Annotated in this window: 18 protein-coding genes and 1 pseudogene; 7 read left to right on the forward strand and 12 right to left on the reverse strand. The window is 65.9% G+C overall.

Annotated features, from left to right (window positions below):
• Nucleotides 1-171: 171 nt before the first annotated feature.
• The 3 genes from QJT78_RS23930 to QJT78_RS23940 form a co-directional block, all read right to left on the reverse strand.
• A complete protein-coding gene (locus QJT78_RS23930) occupies nt 172-1,059 on the reverse strand; it encodes an HlyD family efflux transporter periplasmic adaptor subunit (RefSeq protein ID WP_028149312.1) in 888 nt (295 codons plus the stop codon).
• 273 nt (nt 1,060-1,332) lie between these two features.
• On the reverse strand, nt 1,333-2,445 hold the full coding sequence (locus tag QJT78_RS23935; protein ID WP_281460336.1) for a beta-propeller fold lactonase family protein: 1,113 nt from the start codon (nt 2,443-2,445) through the stop codon (nt 1,333-1,335).
• A 125-nt stretch (nt 2,446-2,570) separates the two neighbouring features.
• Nucleotides 2,571-2,708 carry a hypothetical protein gene (locus tag QJT78_RS23940; protein ID WP_155257792.1) on the reverse strand — a complete coding sequence of 46 codons (138 nt, stop codon included), beginning with the start codon at nt 2,706-2,708 and terminating at the stop codon, nt 2,571-2,573.
• 158 nt (nt 2,709-2,866) lie between these two features.
• Between QJT78_RS23940 and QJT78_RS23945 the strand changes: the two genes are divergently transcribed.
• Nucleotides 2,867-3,043 carry a hypothetical protein gene (locus QJT78_RS23945; protein ID WP_155257791.1) on the forward strand — a complete coding sequence of 59 codons (177 nt, stop codon included), beginning with the start codon at nt 2,867-2,869 and terminating at the stop codon, nt 3,041-3,043.
• Nucleotides 3,044-3,129: 86 nt separating this feature from the next.
• Nucleotides 3,130-3,252 (forward strand): hypothetical protein, encoded by a 123-nt coding sequence (locus QJT78_RS23950; protein WP_256376446.1) that lies wholly within the window; start codon nt 3,130-3,132, stop codon nt 3,250-3,252.
• Between the two features lie 83 nt (nt 3,253-3,335).
• On the opposite strand, the gene QJT78_RS23955 is transcribed toward QJT78_RS23950, so the two are convergent.
• Nucleotides 3,336-3,578: a hypothetical protein gene (locus QJT78_RS23955; protein WP_028149310.1), complete on the reverse strand. Its 243-nt coding sequence runs from the start codon at nt 3,576-3,578 to the stop codon at nt 3,336-3,338.
• A gap of 473 nt (nt 3,579-4,051) precedes the next feature.
• Here QJT78_RS23955 and rpsU point away from each other — a divergent pair, with 473 nt between their 5' ends.
• Entirely contained in the window at nt 4,052-4,333 is a 282-nt protein-coding gene (rpsU, locus tag QJT78_RS23960; protein WP_028149309.1) for a 30S ribosomal protein S21, read from the forward strand.
• Here the strand turns inward: rpsU and QJT78_RS23965 are convergent.
• The 3 genes from QJT78_RS23965 to QJT78_RS23975 all read right to left on the reverse strand — a co-directional run bounded on the left by QJT78_RS23965 (nt 4,323) and on the right by QJT78_RS23975 (nt 5,273).
• Nucleotides 4,323-4,601, reverse strand: coding sequence for a DUF1488 domain-containing protein (locus tag QJT78_RS23965; protein WP_028149308.1), 279 nt, complete (start codon nt 4,599-4,601; stop codon nt 4,323-4,325). The genes rpsU and QJT78_RS23965 overlap by 11 nt on opposite strands.
• 116 nt (nt 4,602-4,717) lie before the next feature.
• Entirely contained in the window at nt 4,718-5,014 is a 297-nt protein-coding gene (locus QJT78_RS23970) for a hypothetical protein (protein WP_028149307.1), read from the reverse strand.
• The gene (locus tag QJT78_RS23975) at nt 5,007-5,273 is read right to left on the reverse strand and encodes a hypothetical protein (protein ID WP_028149306.1); all 267 of its coding nucleotides are present in this window, start codon (nt 5,271-5,273) and stop codon (nt 5,007-5,009) included. The genes QJT78_RS23970 and QJT78_RS23975 overlap by 8 nt, the downstream gene beginning before the upstream one ends.
• Nucleotides 5,274-5,643: 370 nt before the next feature.
• Here QJT78_RS23975 and QJT78_RS23980 point away from each other — a divergent pair, with 370 nt between their 5' ends.
• Nucleotides 5,644-5,967 carry a hypothetical protein gene (locus tag QJT78_RS23980; RefSeq protein ID WP_049807642.1) on the forward strand — a complete coding sequence of 108 codons (324 nt, stop codon included), beginning with the start codon at nt 5,644-5,646 and terminating at the stop codon, nt 5,965-5,967.
• A gap of 35 nt (nt 5,968-6,002) precedes the next feature.
• On the opposite strand, the gene QJT78_RS23985 is transcribed toward QJT78_RS23980, so the two are convergent.
• Complete coding sequence (locus tag QJT78_RS23985; protein WP_038943421.1) at nt 6,003-8,666, reverse strand: EAL domain-containing protein; 2,664 nt, start codon at nt 8,664-8,666, stop codon at nt 6,003-6,005.
• Between the two features lie 157 nt (nt 8,667-8,823).
• Nucleotides 8,824-9,519, reverse strand: coding sequence for a hypothetical protein (locus tag QJT78_RS23990; RefSeq protein WP_028149305.1), 696 nt, complete (start codon nt 9,517-9,519; stop codon nt 8,824-8,826).
• A 187-nt stretch (nt 9,520-9,706) separates the two neighbouring features.
• On the opposite strand from QJT78_RS23990, the gene QJT78_RS23995 reads away from it, so the two are divergent.
• Both QJT78_RS23995 and QJT78_RS24000 read left to right on the forward strand, forming a co-directional pair.
• Nucleotides 9,707-10,750: a LysM peptidoglycan-binding domain-containing protein gene (locus QJT78_RS23995; protein ID WP_028149304.1), complete on the forward strand. Its 1,044-nt coding sequence runs from the start codon at nt 9,707-9,709 to the stop codon at nt 10,748-10,750.
• 142 nt (nt 10,751-10,892) lie between these two features.
• Complete coding sequence (locus QJT78_RS24000; protein WP_281460337.1) at nt 10,893-12,161, forward strand: Spy/CpxP family protein refolding chaperone; 1,269 nt, start codon at nt 10,893-10,895, stop codon at nt 12,159-12,161.
• Here QJT78_RS24000 and QJT78_RS24005 read toward each other — a convergent pair whose 3' ends face one another.
• The 3 genes and pseudogenes from QJT78_RS24005 to QJT78_RS24015 all read right to left on the reverse strand — a co-directional run bounded on the left by QJT78_RS24005 (nt 12,162) and on the right by QJT78_RS24015 (nt 17,979).
• Complete coding sequence (locus tag QJT78_RS24005) at nt 12,162-13,028, reverse strand: hypothetical protein (protein ID WP_049807644.1); 867 nt, start codon at nt 13,026-13,028, stop codon at nt 12,162-12,164.
• Between the two features lie 210 nt (nt 13,029-13,238).
• Nucleotides 13,239-15,686: pseudogene (locus tag QJT78_RS24010) on the reverse strand (adenylate/guanylate cyclase domain-containing protein).
• 247 nt (nt 15,687-15,933) lie between these two features.
• Entirely contained in the window at nt 15,934-17,979 is a 2,046-nt protein-coding gene (locus QJT78_RS24015) for an AsmA family protein (protein WP_038943427.1), read from the reverse strand.
• A 247-nt stretch (nt 17,980-18,226) separates the two neighbouring features.
• Here QJT78_RS24015 and QJT78_RS24020 point away from each other — a divergent pair, with 247 nt between their 5' ends.
• Complete coding sequence (locus QJT78_RS24020) at nt 18,227-18,901, forward strand: Crp/Fnr family transcriptional regulator (protein WP_028149299.1); 675 nt, start codon at nt 18,227-18,229, stop codon at nt 18,899-18,901.
• Nucleotides 18,902-18,977: the final 76 nt, after the last annotated feature.

The following is an 18,977-nucleotide window of genomic DNA, read 5'->3' on the forward strand; positions in this document are numbered from 1 at the left end:
AGAATTGGTGGGCACGCTTCGCTTTGCCCACCCTACGATATGCGTGCCGTAGCGCGCATCTGCGCCTCCACCGTCATTGCGAGGAGCTCTTGCGACGAAGCAATCCAGGGTCTCTCCGCGGAAAGATTCTGGATTGCTTCGCTTCGCTCGCAATGACGGTTGAGGCGAGACTTACTTCGCGGCTTCCGTGGCCATCACCGGGCGTACCGGATCGCCTTCGCGAAGGATCGCGCCGGCGCGGGCGACGACGATGTCGCCTTCGTTGAGGCCGTCGCGAACCTCGATATTGCCGCCCGACATCAGCCCGATCTCGACCCGCTTGGTCTCGACGCGGTTGCGGCGGATCACCTGCACCACGGTGCCGGCGGTGGAGTACTGCACCGAGGTCAGCGGCACCGCGACGTTGCAGCTCTGCCCGGTCTTGATCAGCGCGCGCCCGCTCGCGTTCAGCAGCAGCCGCTTCTGCGAGGAGATGCCGATATAGACCATGCCCTGCTGGATGTTCGGCTCGACGGTCGGTCCGATGCGGCGCACCTTGCCGTCGAGGTCACCCGCGCCGGCAATGCGTACGGTCGCCTGCTGCCCGACCGCGAGCTTCCGGATATCGGTGGTCGCGACCAGGCCGACCAGATCATATTCGCTGCGCGCCACGATCGTGAACAGTGCCTCGCCCTTGGCCGAGGCGAGGTTGCCGATCTGCGCGGTCGACGTCGCGATCACGCCCGCCACGGGGGCAGTGACCTGAAGCGTGCCGCCTTCGGGCAGCGCCAGCCGCGCCAGCACCTGGCCGGCCGTGGTGGTGTCGCCGGCTTCCGCCAGCACGTCCGTGACCTTCAGGCCGGGACGTTCCGGCCGCACGGAGGTCTCCTCGCGCGCGATGATCGTGCCGGTGGCCTCGACGATGTCGGAGAAGCAGGATTTTGCGACCTTCAGCACCGTGACCGCGGGCCCCTTGGGCGCGTCGTCATCGGCGGCGCGCGCGGGCTGGGCGGACAGCAGGACCAGTCCGGCGAGAGCGACGAGTTTTTTGGGAAAGGAACGCGCAGGCAATGGACGCATCGGTCATTCCGGTTGGGGCCTTGACGGCCTCATCGTTAGCAGAAGCAACCGCGGCGGACCATGGGCCGGCCGGATGAGAATGCCGCAGCGCAGGCGGCGCGATGCCGCCCGTTGATTTAGTCGCTGCATAAGCGAAGAGGTTCGCCGGTGGTTGCCGCCCGACAAACTCGTCATGCCCGGGTTTGTCCCGGGCATCCACGTTCTTCGCACCGCGAGCAAGGCGTGGATGGCCGGGTCAAGCCCGGCCATGACGCTGTGGAGGCACTGGATCCCTCACTGCAGCGTCAAGAACTCCACCCAGTTAGGCTTCTTGCCGGTGGGATAGGATTTCAGCTTGGCGAGCGCGCCGCTGCTCTGGTCGATCGCATAGACCGTCATGCTGTCGGAGAGCTCGCCGACCGCGGCGAGATAACGCCCCGACGGATCGATGTGGAAACCGCGCGGCTGCTTCTCCGTCGGCACGCTGCCGATCGTGGTCAGCTTGCCGCTTGTTGCGTCGACCTTGTAGGCGGCGAGCGTGTTGGTGGTGCGCTCGGAGGCGTAGAGGAAGCGGCCGTCCGGGGTGATGTGGATGTCGGCGGCCCAGGGCTTGCCGGTAAAGCCTTCCGGCAGTGACGTGGTGCGCTGGATCTCGTCCCATGCGCCGCTCTTGGCCTCATAGCTGAACGCCGCGACGTCGCCGTTCAGTTCATGGACGAGATAGACGAACTTGCCGTTGGGATGAAACACGAAGTGCCGTGGTCCCGATTTCTCCGGCACCTTGGTCACCGGCGGATCGCTCGGCGTCAGTGTGCCCGCGACTGCATCGAACGCGAAGGTCAGCACCTGATCCGAACCGAGATTGGTCGCGAACACGAAGCGGTTGTCGGGCGAGGGCAGGAAGGCGTGCGCGTTCAGCCCGGTCGGAATCACCTGCTTCGGCTCGCCGGCGACGCCGTTGGCGAGCAGCGGATTGAGCGCGACCTTGTTGCCGCCATAGGAGGCGCTGAACAGGAATTTGCCAGTGCTATCGACGGCAATCGCCATGCTGTCGGCGAGCGGTCCGTTGCCGATAGGGCTGAGCTGGCCCGTCTTGGGATCGATCGCAAAGCTCACCGCGAGGAATGGCTGCGAGCGCACGCCGGCAATCAGCACGCGGTGGTCGGGCGTGATCGCGAGCGGTGTCGACGAGCCGGGCTTGTCGACGCCGGTGAAGGCGGCGGTCTGCACCGGTGTCATCTCGCCGCTCTCGGCCAGCTTGAACACGCTGATGTCGTTGCTGTCGGCGTTGCCGACATAGGCGAAGGTCTCGGCCATGCCGGGGCGGACTCCAGAAACGAGGGTGAGGAAGGCGAGGGTGGTGGCGATCGCAGCGCGTGGCGCGATGCGGCGTGTCGGTCTCGGCATGGGGCTCCTCCTTACAGGCGTACGGCCTTGTCGTTTTGTCGTGCAGGATAGCGGGAGCCGTGCCGCCGTACCAAGTTCCAGTTGAAGATCGATCGATGCCGAAATTGTATCGTTCGCGCGGGTGGCTACCGCACTGCGGCCGTCTGGCTGCGGGAGGGCAGGTGCGGGCCGGCCCCAGTGTTGGGTGCCCCGAGCAGGCCCCACACCGCCACCGCGAGCAGCGCGCAGGTCAAAATGGTCCAGGCGACCAATCGTTTCCGCATCAGGCCAAATCCATCCGTCGCAAGCCCATCCGTCGTTTGAAGCCCCGGGGCCCGCGCATGATCGTGCACTGCAAACGGCGACGATCCTATGAACTCGTTCACAGGCACAACATCGCATCGGTATTGCGAACCAATGCCGCGGGAGTGCATTGACCCTTATGCCGCGTGAAAACGACCTCGAAGGCAAGCCCGACATGGGCGGCAAGCATGGCGGCCAGAAAGGCCAGCCCAAGCCGCCGCCGCGCCCGCGCGAGGGTCCGCGCGATGAGGACGTCGTGGCAAAGCGCCACACCGGCCAAACCGATCGCACGCTGCCGCCGACCAAACAAAAATAGCGCTGTATTTCGCGCCGGGAACATCAGCCTCGCCTTGCCGTTATGCTGATCCCGCAAGCGGACGAGGTCGAACCGGAGGCTGGCACGTGTTTTGGATCTATTGGAACACCGCTTGGTCGCTCATCATCAGCGGCATCATGTTCACCACCATCGTTACCCATCCCGACGCCGAGTTCGCCGAGATCCGGGCGGCAAAGCAGGCGAAGTGAGCCCGCGCGCCTGAGGCCCGATCTCCAGAGCGGTGAACCGCTCGCGGTCAGCGGTGGCTGGTCCGCCGCGGCGTCGAAGACGGCTATCGCGCCGCTCTGCTCGCGCGCTTCCTGACCGCGGGTGCCGGCAGCGCCGCCTGAAGGGCTGCGTCGGCCGCTTGCTTGGCCTCGCGCGCCTCTCGAAGCCGCGCCATGTTCTTGCGAATTTCGATGGACTGCCTTTCGACGTCTGCCAGTGCAAGTGCTCCTTCTTCGGCGGCGAGGCGCCTGCGATTGGAGCGCGCGATGCTTTCGGGTGACAGCTCGGCGGATTTCCTGGCGCTCATGCTTCACTCCTTTGTGCAACCGGCAAAACCCGCTCAATCCGGGGATCGAACGGGCTCGTGCGCGACAATCGCGCGAACGCTTTCAACTCCGTCGATGTCTTTGGAAAAGGTGCCCGCAGGCGCATTCAACAAGGCACAGCGGCTGATCGAACGCCCTCGATATATGTTCCGTTCAATTTTCTGCAAGGACGGCCAGGCCGATTTGGCTCAGCCAGGCAGCTCGGGCCGCCTCGATCGAGAGGCTTCACACGATCCGGTCGAGGTGCAGCCAAGGCTTTATCGATTGACAGGGCTGCGCGAGAGTGGTCACGTGACAGCGCGAAGTTGCATCGCTGTGACAAGCGCATCGACTTGTCCGAAGCTGGCGACGAATGTCGCAGCGCTATCCTCAAAATTCGCAATGAAGCTCCTGCGCAATTGGCTGCCATGCAGGGCGTGTCGCATTTGCAGCCCCAAGCGAGGAGGAGGATCGATTGCAGGTACTCGTCAGAGACAACAATATCGAGCAGGCACTCCGTGTTCTCAAGAAGAAGATGCAGCGCGAGGGCGTCTTCCGCGAAATGAAACAGCGGCGTTCCTACGAAAAGCCCTCGGAGAGAAAGACTCGCGAGAAATCCGAGGCCGTTCGACGCGCCCGCAAGCTCGCGCGAAAGCAGGCAATCCGCGAAGGATTGCTGCCCGCACCGCCGAAGAAGAAGCCTTTCGAGCGCAAGCCGCCCCTGCCGGAGGTCAAAGCCCGGGTCCCTATAGCCTGAAGTCGATGCCTCGCAGCACGATGCCGGGCGGCGTACCCTCGAACTCCGTCGCGCGATATTTGCTTGCCGCGCGGGCTTCGATGCGATCCCGCAGGCGCGTGAACTGGGCTTCACGTTGCTCGGGCCTGACCTGCGGGCTGGGCTCGAGGTAGTCCATCGCCGAGGTCGAGATTGCGCAAGGAATCTCCCTGGCCCCGTCATGCATCGAGAACCGGACGATCATCCGATCGTATTCGTGGCCGATAAAGCGGCCGCTGGTCAATGTCATGGCTTACTCCGTCAGCTGATTGCTGCTTGGCACGATCGCCCCTCAAATCATCGCCGCCGATTCCCGGCTGGCCGGAACGTGGCGCACGTCGAGAATGCAGGCGGCCGTCGTTTGTCTCAGTCATCCCCGGACAGCCGGACGAAATCGTCCAGCAGCGCCGCCACCAGCGCGCGGTGGCGCGTGTCCTCGGCGGGCAGGCTTGCGGCATAGAGGTTGAGCAGATGGCGCGCCTTCACCGCCGCCTCCGGCCAGGACGTGGCGGGCACCGTCATCATGCGGTTCTCGAGATCGGCCTCGCGCTCGCGCAGCTCTCTGACATTGGCCTCGACCTCCGCCAGCGCCCGGCGCAGGTCGGTCGCCTTCTGCGCAGCCATGCCGCGGTGCTTGTCGAGATCGACGGTGCGGTCAGTCATTCGCCACGCTCGCGTCTGCGGCCTGCGCGTTCGCAAGATCAACCGAGCCGATCGACAGCATCTCCATGGTGCCGCGGGGGCCTTCTGCGGGCACGGTGATCATCGTGGCAACGCGGCGATAGGCCGCGAACGTCAGGCCCTCGATCGCCTCCTCGTCAGTGACGACCTCATAGGCGCCGGCCGGCAACACGCGCTCGACGCCGCGGATGCGGAACGGATGTCTGAAGGTGACGGTTTCACGCCGCGAGCGGATGGTCATGCACGCCTGCCTTTCGCAAGTGAAGCCCCAACCGGTGCCGGCTGTCGCGACCATGCGCGCTTGCCGCGGCAATAGCCAGCACTATCGTCGCCGCGCCGGCAAGCGACGATGTCACAGCAGCCATTGTTTCCGCAGCATTTTAACCCTCGCTATTGGCTCGGTGCGGGCGTAGGGTCGCTGCCATCACCGCACGTCTCAACGGCTTCGACCGGTGACTGAGGGTCACGTGTGCTCCCGCCGAAGGCTTCGCAGGAGCGTTCGATGGCGTGTGTTCGCATCGCGGATCGGATCGTGCCGCCGGTGATGGTTCCGCGGTTTCTTCTGCTTCTCGTCGGCGCAGCCGCCATCCTCGATGACTAGGGCAACAATTGTGCCGTATCTGGTCAGCGGGACCAACGAATACGGCAGCTCCAATCTCGGTCGCGGCAAGGCGACGTTCGCGCTGCGCCTCGCGCGAAAACTGCTGCGCGAAGGCTACATGGACGTCAGGGTCTGCACCCCTCGTGGACGGCTGCTGCAATCGGATGAGCTCGACGAGCTCGAACCAACGGAGAGCGACATGGCAAAGGGCCAGCAACGCGGTAATCGCGAAACCAAGAAGCCGAAGAAGGAAAAATCCAAGGTGATCGCCGCGGCCCCGAGCCGCAAGGAAGCCGCCTGGCAACCGGATTTCGGACCGGCGAAGAAGAAGTAGCGAGGCGCCGGCGAGGGATGGGGTGACTGGCCGCGCTAAGCCGCCACCGCCTGCGCCGACAACAGCTGCCTCAGCTTCGCTGCCGGCACGGCCGGGCTGAACAGCCAGCCCTGCATCTGGCTGCATCCGAGCTGCCGCAGCACCTCGCGCTGTGCTTCGGTCTCGACGCCTTCGGCCGTCGTCGCCATGTGGCGTGCGGCCGCCATGTGCACCACCGCCTGCACGATCGGAGAGGAATCCTCGGACTGGCCGATGTCGCTGATGAAGCTGCGGTCGATCTTGATCTTGTCGAACGGGAAGCGGTGCAGATAGCTCAGCGACGAATAGCCGGTGCCGAAATCGTCGAGCGCGATGCGCACGCCGAGCTCGCGCAGCTGCTGGAGGATCGTCAGCGCCTCCTCGTCGTCGCGGATGAGCACGGTCTCGGTGACCTCGAGCTCGAGCCGTCCGGGCGCAAGTCCTGACTCCGCGAGCGCGGCTGCAACCTTGAGCGCCAGCGTCCTGGCGCGGAACTGCACCGGCGAGACGTTGACGGCGACGTGGATATCGCCGGGCCAGCTCGCCGCCTCGGTGCAGGCCTGCTTCAGCACCCATTCGCCGATCTCGCCGATCAGCCCGGTCTCTTCCGCGACCGGAATGAAATCGGCGGGCGAGATCATGCCGCGCTCGGGATGGCGCCAGCGCAGCAGCGCCTCGCAGCCGTTGACGACATTGGCCGCAAGGTCGACCAGCGGCTGGTAATGCACCTCGAACTCGCCGCGGGCGAGGGCCTGGCGCAGGTCGAGCTCGAACTGGCGGCGCAGCCGCGCCTTGGCGTCGTATTCGGGCACGAAGAGGCGGAAGGTGCGGCGGCCCTCGGACTTCGCGGCATACATCGCGAGATCGGCGCGCTTGAGCAGGTCGTCGAGATTGTCGCCGTGATCGGGCGCGATCGCGATGCCGATGCTGGCATCGGTCGGGATCTCCTGGCCCTTGCAGTCCACGGGCGTACGCAGCGCTTTCAGGATGTTTTCGGCCAGCGCCGTCAGCTCGGCCTGGTCGCTGGTGCCGGCCTTGACGATGGCGAATTCGTCGCCGCCCAGGCGCGCAACGAGATCGTTGCCGCTGACGCAGGCGCGCAGGCGGTTGGCGACCTGGCGGAGCAGCTCGTCGCCGACCTCGTGGCCGAGCGAATCGTTGACGCCCTTGAACTCGTCGACGTCGATGTAGAGGATCGCGAACGGCTGGCCTTGGGCAAGCTCCGCGATGCGGCGCTCCAGATGGCCGCGCATCAGCACGCGGTTGGGCAGGTCGGTCAGCGCGTCGTAATGCGCCATATGCGCGATGCGCTCGTCGGCGCGGATGCGTTCGGTGACGTCGTCGTGGGTCGCGAGCCAGCCGCCGGCGGCGCCGGGCTGGTTCTTGATCTCGATCAGGCGGCCGTCCGCGGTCTCGACGACGGCGCTCTGGGTTCGCCCGGTATTGCTCAGAATGTCGTCGCAATAGGACGCGACGTCACCGTGGAACGATCCGGTGTCATGGCGATGCTGGATCACGTCGCGGAAATAGGCGCCGGGCTTCACCACGTCGGCCGACAGCCCGTACATCTCGATGTAGCGCCGGTTGCAGACGATCAGCCGCTCGTCCTGGTCGAACATCAACAGGCCTTGCGTCATGGTGTTCATCGCGGTGTCGAGCTGCTGCTTCTCCGCGGCGAGCCGGCGCGTCATCTGGCGGAAGATCAGGAACAGCGTGAGCACGAGCAGGCCGATCGACAGCACGGCGACGGCGACGAAGAATTTTGTCTGCGTCCGCCAGGTCGCCAGCGTCGCGTCCAGCGATTTGGTCGCGACCACGACCAGCGGCTCGCCGGTCAGGAGGCGCGCGGCGACGATGCGGTCCTTGCCGTCGATCGGGCTGGCGAGCTGCGTCGTGACGAAGGTGCGCTCGAACACCGCCATCTGCTCGCGCGTGCCGTTGCGAAAATTCTGTCCGATCATCGCGTCGACATGCGGAACGCGTGCGAGCAGCTGGCCATTCTGGTGGTGCATCGCGATCGAGGATTCCTCGCCGAGCCCGGCCGAGGCGAAGAAGGATTCGAGCTGCTCCGGCGAAATGGCCCGCGACACCATGCCGAGGAATTCGCCGTGGGGACCGGAGACACGCCGCGCGAACACGATCGCAGCTCCGTTGCCGAACCGGCCGGGCACGACCTCGATCTCTTCCTGCGAGGCCGGATCGTTCCTGAGGCGATTGAAGTAGCCGCGGTCGGCGACCGAAATATCGGCGACCGGCCAGCGCCGCGACGAGTTGATCAGCACACCGTTGGAATCGAACACGTTGGCGCCGGCGACGTCGGACCAGCCGCTGGCTTTGGCGCGCAGCACCTCGTGCGTGGCCAGCGTGGCCATCTCGCTGCGGAAGACATCGGCGGATGCGATGCCGTGACTTTCGAGCTCGGCGATGACGCTCTTCTGGAGCACCGCAAAGTCCTCGAACTCGCGGTCGAAATGCCGGGCGAGCATGCGCACGGAGTTTTCCAGGCTGTCGCGGCCGCTCTCGATTGCATTTTGCCGGAAGCGATCGACGGTGAGCGCGGTGCCGATGGCCATCGCGACCATCAGCACGAAGCCGCCGGCGATCAGCCACGTCAGCGGCGCGCCCTGCCAACGGCGGAGCAACGCGCGCATGCGCGTGGTCCATCGAATTGATGTGCCCATCCAGCCCTCCCGTGGGATGCAAGATGCAGCAAAACCGACAAGAGCCCGTTACCAGTAAGGGTTAGGAAAACATGAATCGGAACGGAATCAGAGGGTTGGTTTCCCTCGTCGGCGGGAGCTCCGCAGGCTGGATTTACGCTGACGCGATTCCGGGGGATCACCGGCGGATTTCCCACCTCAAGGCTTCCGCATTCTTCTTGGCGAACGTCTCGGGCACGTCGAACTTTCCGGTCTCGAGATCATAGCGGCAACGCCAGCCGCCCAGTCCCTTCATGGCGACGTTCTTGGGATGGTTGTCATATTCGCCCGACAGCGAGATCACGAGGTAGCGGTTGTTGGGCCAGTCCATGCCGAGCGAGCGATAGGCCTCTTCCGTACCCTCCATGAGATTGGCCGAGATGTGGAAGTCGAGCTTGGCGAACCTCTTCGTCTCCGGCCGGCCGTAGAAATACGCCCAGGCGAGATCGCTGAGCGGCTTCTTCGTCGCGCTCGCGAAGGCGCCCTTCTCGACATGGTAGAGATAGAGGTCCTGCTCGCCCGAGCCGGTCTTCTGCATCCGCACCAGCCATTGCGAGTCGCTGGTGAAGCGGAAGCCGGCCCCGTAGCCCTGCTCGGGCTTCAGCTCCGTCATCTGCTCGCCGCGGCGAGCCCAGGCCTGCCATTTGACGTCCCAATCCCCGCCGTCCTTCATGTACTGCTCGATCCTGGTGGCGCCATCGGGCGAGGTGAAGGCGAGGCCGGCATTGTTGGTGAGGATGTAGTCCGGCGGCGGGCCGGATGCGGCGAGCGCCGGAGAGGCGGCCAGTGTCAGGACAAGCGCCAGCCATGGCGCGGGACGGCAAAATGCGGTCACGGAAAAAAATCCTCAAGAAATGACCGCGATCCGGCCTCGGTGATTTGACGCCGTCGGTGCCCCGCCGGTTCACGCCGGGCGTGCCGGAACGAAAGGTGCATCATCCCAATGATCGACTTGCTGACGCAGCCAAATCGGCGCAATTTGCCGGCCTCGGTTAATTTGCGACCCAAGGGTTCATTGTCTGATGATCACCGCTTCCAAGGCCTTCATTGCATTCTGCCTGCTCGCGGTGGGCGGCACCCTGCTGGTGATCGGTCCCACCGAGCTGCGCCGCCTGCTGCCGGGCGGCGCGCAGACCGAGATCGCCGTCGCCGCCAAGCCGGAGGCAAAGCCCGAAGCCAAGGCGGAGACCAAGCCAGAGCCGAAGCTGGACGAGCCAAAGCTCGCCGCCAGCGCGCCGCCCGCACCATCGGCGCCCCCAGCTTCCGCGCCGAATGTCGATGCGCTGGCCGAGACGCAGAAGCAGGCCACGGCGCTGGCCGATCTCGTGCCGGCCAAGCCGCCGGCGGTCACGACCGATGCTGGTCCGCGGTTCGACGTCGCGCGCGTCGACGATCACGGCGAGGCGGCGGTGATCGCGGGTCGGGCCGCGCCGGGTGCACAGGTCGAGCTGCTGCGCGACGGCAAGCCGCTCCACACGGTGGTCGCCGATGCCTCGGGCCAGTTCGTGATGACCCCGCCGCAGCTTCCCGCCGGTTCCTATGAACTGACCCTGCGGGCGAAGGCGCCCGATGGCACCGTCACGCAATCGGGCCGCAGCATGCCGGTGACCATCGCCGAAGCCGCGCCGCCGCCCGCGCGGGTCGCGAGGCAGGAGCCGGCACAAGCGCCGAAGCAGGCCGAGAGGCACGACGACAAGTCTGATGTCGTGGCATCCCTGCCGTCGGCATCGTCGCGCCAGGAATCGGCGCGCCTCGCGTCAGCGCCTGACCGGTCCGCGGCCCGGCCGAGATTCATCGGGGCACCGAAGCCTAGGGTGATGGCGCGGGCACCCGAGGCCACGACCGTTGCATCGGCGTCGCCGGCGGACGCCATCAGCGGCGCACCGGCCGAAGCAGGCGGCAACCGGGTGATCTCCCGCGGCGACAGCCTGTGGGCGCTCAGCAAGCTCGCCTACGGCGACGGCTCCCGCTACGCGGTGATCTTCAACGCCAACCGGGGCAAGATCCACAACCCCAACCTGATCTACCCCGGCCAGACTTTTGTGGTGCCGCGGAAGGCGGAGTGAGACCGCATCGGCAACGCCGGTGCGCGTTGCGACGCTTTGCCCTCCGTCTCTCCGGAACATTCGGTTCCCCAGCGCGTCATTGTGATACGCCGCAGTGCGCGCTTGCCGCTGGGAGGAGGCCGAAGTGGTCAGGTCCGCTTTCATGTCCAGACGCATGGGACTGGCGCTGGCGGGCGCTACTCTTGTGATTGCGGCAGTGCTGCTGCCGAATAAGGCCGAAGCGCAGTTCGGATTGCGTGGCGGCCCGCTCGGTGTCGCGCGCTTTGCCGTCGGCCACATGATCGGAATGTCGCGCCTGCGCCATGCACGCATGGCGGTACGGGGCGACCGATATCGCTCCGCCGCGTTGAGGTCGCAGGATCCTCGCGGCGCCGAGCGCGGCCAGCCGGCCAACCCCTACATTTTGCGTGCGGCGCTTACGGCGCAAGCTGCGCTGTCGGGCTGGCACGGTGGCCGCCGCCCGCAGGGCTGGTGGCGCCACCCCGATGGCAGCTATGGCTGGGCGGGCCCGGTGTTCTGGCCGTTCGCGCATGACGACCTCACCACCGCAATCATTCTGGGCGATACGACCGGCCTCTCGCTCTATGGTTATGGCGACATCTACGCCGCGATCTTCGCGCCCTATGCGGCCACGGAGTTCGCCGCCTACACAGCGCCGCAAGGCAGGCGCGCGCGAAAGGTCCCTTCGGTCGAGGTCGTTTGCGATGCCAGCGACACCGGCGGCCTGCCGCTCGACCGCATCGCCGCCCTGGTGCAGCCGAACGAATTGCAGCGCGCAGCGCTCGATGAGCTCGCGACCGCCTGGGTCGCTGCGCGCGACACCATTCGTACGGCCTGCCCGACGCAGGTCCCCGCGACCGCCGCGGAGCGCCTCGGCCTGATGCAGACGCGCCTCGCGGCCATGATCAAGGCGACGGACGCAATCGCGCCGCCGCTCGCAAAGTTCGTCGATCTCCTCGATGCCGGCCAGAAGGCAAAGCTCGACGCGCTGGCCAATGAGCGCCGTGCCGCGCTTGCGGCCGGCCAGCGCAAGGACGCGCAGGCGCCAGCCGCCTGCGAGGCCGGCTACGATCCCCGCTATGATGTGCAGGCGCAGCGGCAATACGAGCAGCTCGTGCAGCAGCAATGGCCCGCCGGCGAGATCGCGTCCACGCTGAGGCTCGACGACACCGCTCGCGCCCGGCTTGAGGTGCTCCAGGACACCACGCTGCGCACCATGGAGACACTGAGTGCGTGCCCGTCCAAGGCCGAGCCCACGCCGCAGGCCCGCCTCACCGCCGTGAAGGCGCGGCTGGAGACGATGCTGCAAGCGGTGAAGGGCGTCGGCGACGCGCTCGACGATTTCGAGGCAGACTTGAGCGACGAGCAGAAGGCCGGCTTCGAGGCGATCGGGCCGAAGCGCGGGGCGTGATCAGCCGCACGCCCAATCGAACTTCATGTCCTTGAAGTCGAGCTGCGCATTGCCGCCGCCGAAATTGTAGCCGCCGAAATATTCCTCGAACTCGATGTAGAACGGGCTCATCTCCGGTACCGCCTGGCACGGCCGCATGGTGCCGCCGAGATGGTTGTGCGCGTGATCCTTGCCCCAGTCGTGCAGGCGGAAATTGTCACGGCTCGGCACGCCGCCGACATAATAATAGTATGGCTGATAACCGGTCGGCGGGTTTTGCCTTGTGTGCTCGTTCTGCGGGCCCTTGCCGGCATTGGGATCGGTCGCGCGCGGCACAAGCGCGATCGCGCGGGTCTCGCTGAGATCGGCGCGCGGCTGCGCGGCAAACATCTTTTTTGCGTAAGGCGCGGCGGCCTCGAAGAAGGCGCTGGCGCCGCCGACGTCGAGCCAGCGCGGCCGATCTGCCGTCGCAAGCGGAAGCGGTGCCGGCGGCGCCGCGAATGCGCCCTCATATTCGGCCTTGGTCAGCAGCAACGCGGCATATTCGTAGTCGAGAATATCGGTCATGCGCGACAGCCGCGGATGCGCTGGTCGCGCCGCCACGGCCTCGCGAATCTCGGGATCATCGGGCGCCCCGCCGTCATTGTGGTCGGGCGCGGTGGCGAAGAATGAGACCGCAACGATGTCCTCGCCATGCACGCGATAATCGTCCGGCAGCAGAAGCGTAAAACCGTGCATTAGCGGAAAGCCGGTGATGGGATCGAGCGGCCATTGCTCGCTGCTGATGCCCGGCGGCAGGCCAAAGACCCAACCCTGATCGCGCGCACGATCGGCGGGACGGTCCAGCATCTGCAAATCATACGCGCGCGAAGGCAAGGCAAGCGCCACGATCGTCTCCATCCGAAATCGAGCCTCGACGTTGAGGCGATGGTTAGTCGCGGGGAGGAGGGATGTGGTTCGTGGGCGGGATGTGGGGGATGATGACGTTCTGCCGGTGTTTTGCCCGACGTGTCAAACCACGCGGCACCCGCGTAAGTCATTGATCCGCCAGCCCCCGTCTACTGTGCACGGGGTTGTTTTCGCATTTTTTGTTGTTGGCTACCCTCTCCGCCGCGCCGCCGCGGCATCCACCACGTTCTCCACTTCCGCGCGCCAGGACAAGATCTCCATCGCCAGCACGGGATGGTTGAACCCCTTGAGCACGAGGTCGTCGAGCGCGCGGACTTCGACCCAGGGCTCGACGATGCCGTAGACGCGGCGGCTGACCACGATCTGGTTGGCTTTGGCTTCGTCGCAGAGACGCGAGGCGAGGTTGGTGACGCTGCCGATCGCGGCATATTCCAGCCGCTGCTCGAAGCCGACCTGGCCGAGCGTGGCATAGCCGAGCGCGATGCCGATGCCGAAGCCGAGCGTGTGCCCGCGGTTGCGCCACTTCTCGGTCAGCGGGCCGATCGTGTCGCGCATCTCCACCGCCATCTGCACCGCGCGCCGCGTGTGGTCCTCGAACTGGATCGGCGCGTTGAACAGGATCATCACGCCGTCGCCGGCATATTTGTCGAGCGTGCCCTCGTATTTGAAGATCAGCTTGCCGAGCGCGGCGTGATATTCGCGCAGCACGTTCATCGCCTCTTCCGGCTCGGTCGCCTCGGTGAAGGCGGTAAAGCCGCGCAAATCGCAGAACACCACGGTGACCTCGCGGCGATGGCTGTCGAGCAGCGAGTCATGACCATCCGACGAGGCGATGAGCTGGGCGACCTGCGGCGCGAGAAAACGTTCGAGCCGCTTGATGCGGCTGATCTCGCCGAGCTGCTTCTCGACGCGCTCTTCCAGGGAGCGGTTCCAGTTGCGAAGCTGCTCGGTCTGCTCCTGGAGCTTTGCCGCCTGCTGCTGTACGGTGTTGTGCGCAGCGGCGAGCTCGCGGCCCTTGTGATCGACCTCGGTGAACAGCCGCGCGTTGCGCATCGCCAGCACGGCCTGGTTGGCAAAGGTGCGCATCAGGCCGGTGAGGCTTCCGCCAAACTTGCCACCGGCCCGGCGCAGCACCACCAGCGAGCCGAGCGTGCCCTGCTGGTCGACCAGCGGCACCACCAGCACCGAGTGGAAGCCGGCATCGATCGCGACGTCGCGCAGCGGCTGCTCGGAGGCCCGGTCGAGATCGGCGATCGCGATCGGCTCGCCGCTCTCGGCGGCATCGCTCAGGATGTTCGCGCCTTGCTGGATCGTGACATGCGCACCGTCGGCCGATTTGTCGATGCCGTTGGACTCGATCAGGTTGAAGCGGCGCGTCTCGGCATCAAAGCCGTAGATCAGCACCGCATCGGCATGGGTGATCTCGATCGCACGCGCCGCGATGGTAGGCAGCACGGCGTTGAGATCGAGCGATGAGGCGACCGCACGGCCAACCTCTTCCAGCGCCTTGAGCTCGTTGATCGACTGCGCGAGATCGCGGGTGCGCTCCTCGACCTTGGTCTCCAGGTCCGAATAGGTTTCCTGGAGCTGGCCGGCCATGCGGTTGAACTGGCCGGCGAGGTCTTCCAGCTCGTCGGAGGTATGGACGTCGATGCGGTGGCTGAAATCGCCTTCGCCGAGCTTGTGCGCGCCGTCGCGCAGCGCCGTGATCGGGATGATCATGCGGCGGGCGAGCAGCGTGCCGGCGAGGATCGCGACCATCAGGCCCATGCCGATCAAGAGCGCGATGCGCACGAGCTGGTCGCGGATCGGCATCAACGCCTGCGTGGTCGGCTGCTCGAACATCACGTTCCAGCCGAGCTTCGGCACGGTGCTGGCGGCGCTCATCACCGCATGGCCGTTGAAGTCGGTGCCCGAGGTGTCGGGCTCGCGGCCGGGCGCAATCGCCGCCGCCACCTGCGGCAGCTTCGACAGGTCCTTGCCGACATCGGGCCCTTTCGACGACGTCGCCAGCACGCGGCCGCGCGGATCGACCACATAGGCGAACGCGGCCTTGCCGACCTGCGCGTCGGACAGGAAGTCGGAGAGGAAGCTGAGGTCGATCTCGGCCACGGTGACGCCGGCGTTGAAGCCGGAATGCGCCACCGAGATCGACATCATCGGCGTCCGGTCGGAGAACCAGGCCGGAGCGTAGCTGACGCCGCGGGCAACCGTGTCGGTGAAGCGCATGTCGCGGGAGAGGTCGGCATTGCCGCCGGTCGTGGTCGACTGGCGCGAGACGCGCAGCACCTCGCGTCCCTCGCCGTTGAGCTGGAACAGCTGGTTGACGACCGAGACCTGGTGCAGGAGCGATGCGTAGTCGGCGCGGCGCTTCTCGAGCGTGTCCTGGCTTGCCCGCGTCACCCAGCTGATCTGGCGCTCGAGCTAGGAGATCGACTGCTCGATCCGCCGGGCGGCTCCTTGCGCCTTGTCGTCGAGCCCGTCGGTCAGCTGTGTCTTGGTGGCGCGATAGGAGATCCAGGTCTCCATCGCGCCGTTGACGGCGAGGACAAACACGACGAGGCCGACGAGGGAGACGACGTATTTGGCGAACAGGCCCTCGCGCAGAAACCGTGTCTTGTCTTTCGCTCCCGCCATCCAGATCCTCTCGCGCCGTCATCGACGCCGGCGCTACGGGCCGTACCGGTCCAGGCGCCCTTCTACCACAATTCGGGCCAGCGGACCGTCCAGCGACCTCTGGACTGGCCAGCGTGGTTACCCACTGTCGACGCCGGGCTGGGCCGGAAGGGTCGTGAATTGTCGCGGCCTCATCCCTTTGGAGGGAGCGGCGGACGGGGAGGCCGATGTAAGGATTGGCGTGGAGTCCAGTGCGTTGGTCGGCCAATCATCGATTATTAAAGAGTTGTCGCAGCACGTCGTTCATCGGCTGGCTGTCCTGCTGCACCACCGCTGGGTCGTCTTGGGCCGAGGGCGCGGGAGAGGCCTGCGGAGTGGGGGTGGACGGTGTTGCCGGCACGCCGCGGCTGCGGCCGGTGCCAGTGCTGGTCCCCGCGCCGCTGGAAAGCCCCTGCTGGATCAGATTGCCGATCGCCTCGCCCAGCGGGCCGCCGAGCGGGTTGTTCTGTCCCGGCTGCTGGGTTTGCGGATTGGCGTTGCCGGTCGCGTTGCCGCCGCCCGGCGCGGCGGTGCTGCCCAAGCCGAGGCTGCCCAGGATATTGCCGAGCCCGGCGCCATCAGGGCCGAACAGGCCCTTGCCCATCTCGCGCAGCTTGGCATAGGCGGCGTCCGGATTGTCCAGCATGCCGGCCATGTCAGGGTAGATCCGCGGCTGCGACCAACTGCCCTGGATCATCACGGGAATGCCGAAGCCGACCGGCTCCGACGCGCGGCCCTGGCCTTCGGTGGTCATCACGAGCTTCGGCTCGACGCGAAAACCCATCATCTTGGTGTCGAGGGCGATGGTGCCGGAGCCGGTCACGCGCACCAGCGGTCCGATCAGGTTGAGATCGGTCGTCACCGCCTGACCCTTGTCGATGCGGAAGGACGCCGAGAGCTGCGACAGATCCGTGCTCTGGGCCTCACTGTCCTGCCAGCCGGACAGCGTGCCCGATGTCAGCGAGCGGATCATCTGCGCGATATTGATGCCGCGGATGGCGCCGTCCTGGAAATTGACGAAGGCCGTGCCCTGCATGTTCGCCATCAGCGCGCGCTGGCTGGTGCCGGCGCTGCGCAGCGCCAGCTTGGCCTGCAGCTTGCCGTCGATCCGGTCGAACTCGGCAAGGCCCTGCAGCAGCGGCAATGCGCGTACGCCGACGAGATCGGAATGCATGGCGAAGCTCGGTGCGCCGCTTGTGGCATCCAGGATCACCTCGCCCGAGACCTGGCCGTCATAGGCGCCGAGATTGGCGGTGCCGGCCTTCAGCACGCCGCCGGCGAGCTTCGCATCGAGCGCCAACGGCGCGAGGCGCGTATCGCCGATCACGGCCTCGTTCGCGGAGATCCTGATTTGCGCGTCGACATAATTGAGCCCGGACACGTCGATCGGTGCATTGCTCCAGGGCTGTCCCGACGTGCCCTCCGGCGATTTCGCCACCGGAATCGCGAGTCGCTGGAAGTCGAGATCGACCTTGACCAGAGGCTTGCTCGCAATATCGACCGAGGCCCAGCCGTTGAAGGCGCCGTCGCCGAGCCTGCCGTTCACGCCGTTGATCATCACGACATCGCCGCTCAGCCGCATCTCGGCATGACCGGTGAGCTGGGACTTCAGCACATCGGGCATGTCGATGGCGAAATCCACCGGAATGGTCGGCCGGTCGGCCGGCAGCGCCGGCGTCGACGCCTTGATGTCGAACTTGGTCGGGTGATCGCCGACCCGCGCGGTGCCGGCGATGTCGACCTTGCGGTCGCGGCCAACGACGGCGTCGGCGTTGATGGCGCTGATGCGGCCCTCGACACGGTCGCGCACGCGCGCGAATGCGACTTCACCGTCGATGATCTTGACGCGGTCGATGGTCGCGCCACCGGTGTCGAGCGCCAGCGGCCTCGACGCGGTGCCGGCATTCGGCAGTCGCTCACGCAGCAGCGGCTGGTGGAGCACGGGATGGGTGACGACGAGTTCGCTGATCTTCGGGCTGCCCGACCATACGCTCGAGAGCGACATGTCGGCCTGCACGCTGTCGACCGTCAGGCGCGTGATGCCGCTGCGGTCCTTCGGGTCCTGGAGCGTGAGATCGTTGAGCGTGACGTTCAGCGTCGGCCAGAGGCTGATCTTCGTGGTGCCGTCGATGGACAGGCGATAGCCGGTCGCGCTCTCGACCCGCGAGGCAATCGTCGTGGTCAGGAATCCCGAGGGAATCCCGATCACGAGGAGAAGCCCGATCACGATGATGACGGCGACTATCACCGCGCCGGCGAATTTCACTGCTCTCATGTCGACTTTCCAACGGCGGACAATCGGCGGCGAATCCCGCAGATGACCGTCCTATGCATCCGTCCTTTGCGCCTGAGTTTATCCCCGGACGGGAAGCGGCTCCAAGCACGTAAAAATAGTCAGGGGGTGCTGCAAAGTTATGTGACTTATGACACACTTCCCCGGCGCGGTTTTACACGATCCTGATTTGATGGTTCCAAGCGATTTGCCAGGGAAACTGGCTAAGGAAATTCACAAGGACATTGAAATGAGCAAGCAGGCCGAATTTGCGGTCATCCTGAAGATGAACGCGATGTTCGCCGATCTCGGCGCAGACGAGCTCCAGCGGCTGTCGAATCTCTGCCACACCCAGCATCTGGGGAATGGCGAGGTGCTGTTCCAGAAGGGCGATGCGGGGGACGCGCTGTTCGGCGTGCGCCGGGGCCAGGTCCGTATCGAGACCGGCGTCTCCGACGGCAGCCGTCTGACCCTGAACTTCATGGGGCCGGGCGACCTGTTCGGCGAGGTCGCGGTGCTGGACGGCCAGAGCCGCACTGCGGATGCAACCGCAGGCGAAGCCAGTGAACTGTTCGTGCTGCGGCGCGAAGATTTTCTCAGCTTCCTCGAACGCGAGCCGAAGGTCGCGATCAAGATCATCGCGCTGCTGTGCCAACGCATCCGCTGGCAGAGCGAGCGCATGGAAGAATCCATGCTTCAACCGCTGCCGGTTCGGCTGGCGCGGCGGCTCTGCGCGCTCGCCGCCGATTTCGGCTCTGAGGTCCACATCTCGCAGGAGCAGCTCGGCATCTTCGTCGGCGCGGCCCGCGAGAGCGTCAACCGCCAGCTTCAGGCCTGGCGCAAGGAGGCGATCCTGGATCTCCAGCGCGGCCGCATCCTGCTGCGGAACATGACCAAGCTGACGGCGATCGCGCGGAACGAGTAGGGAGATCGGCTAAACCGCTTTGTCGTTCTGGAGGCGCGACCGGTGCGCTTGAATGCTTGGTAGCGAAGACGATCTT

It is taken from the genome of Bradyrhizobium sp. Mp27, assembly GCF_029953005.1.
In the GTDB taxonomy this organism is placed as follows: Bacteria; Pseudomonadota; Alphaproteobacteria; order Rhizobiales; family Xanthobacteraceae; genus Bradyrhizobium; species Bradyrhizobium barranii.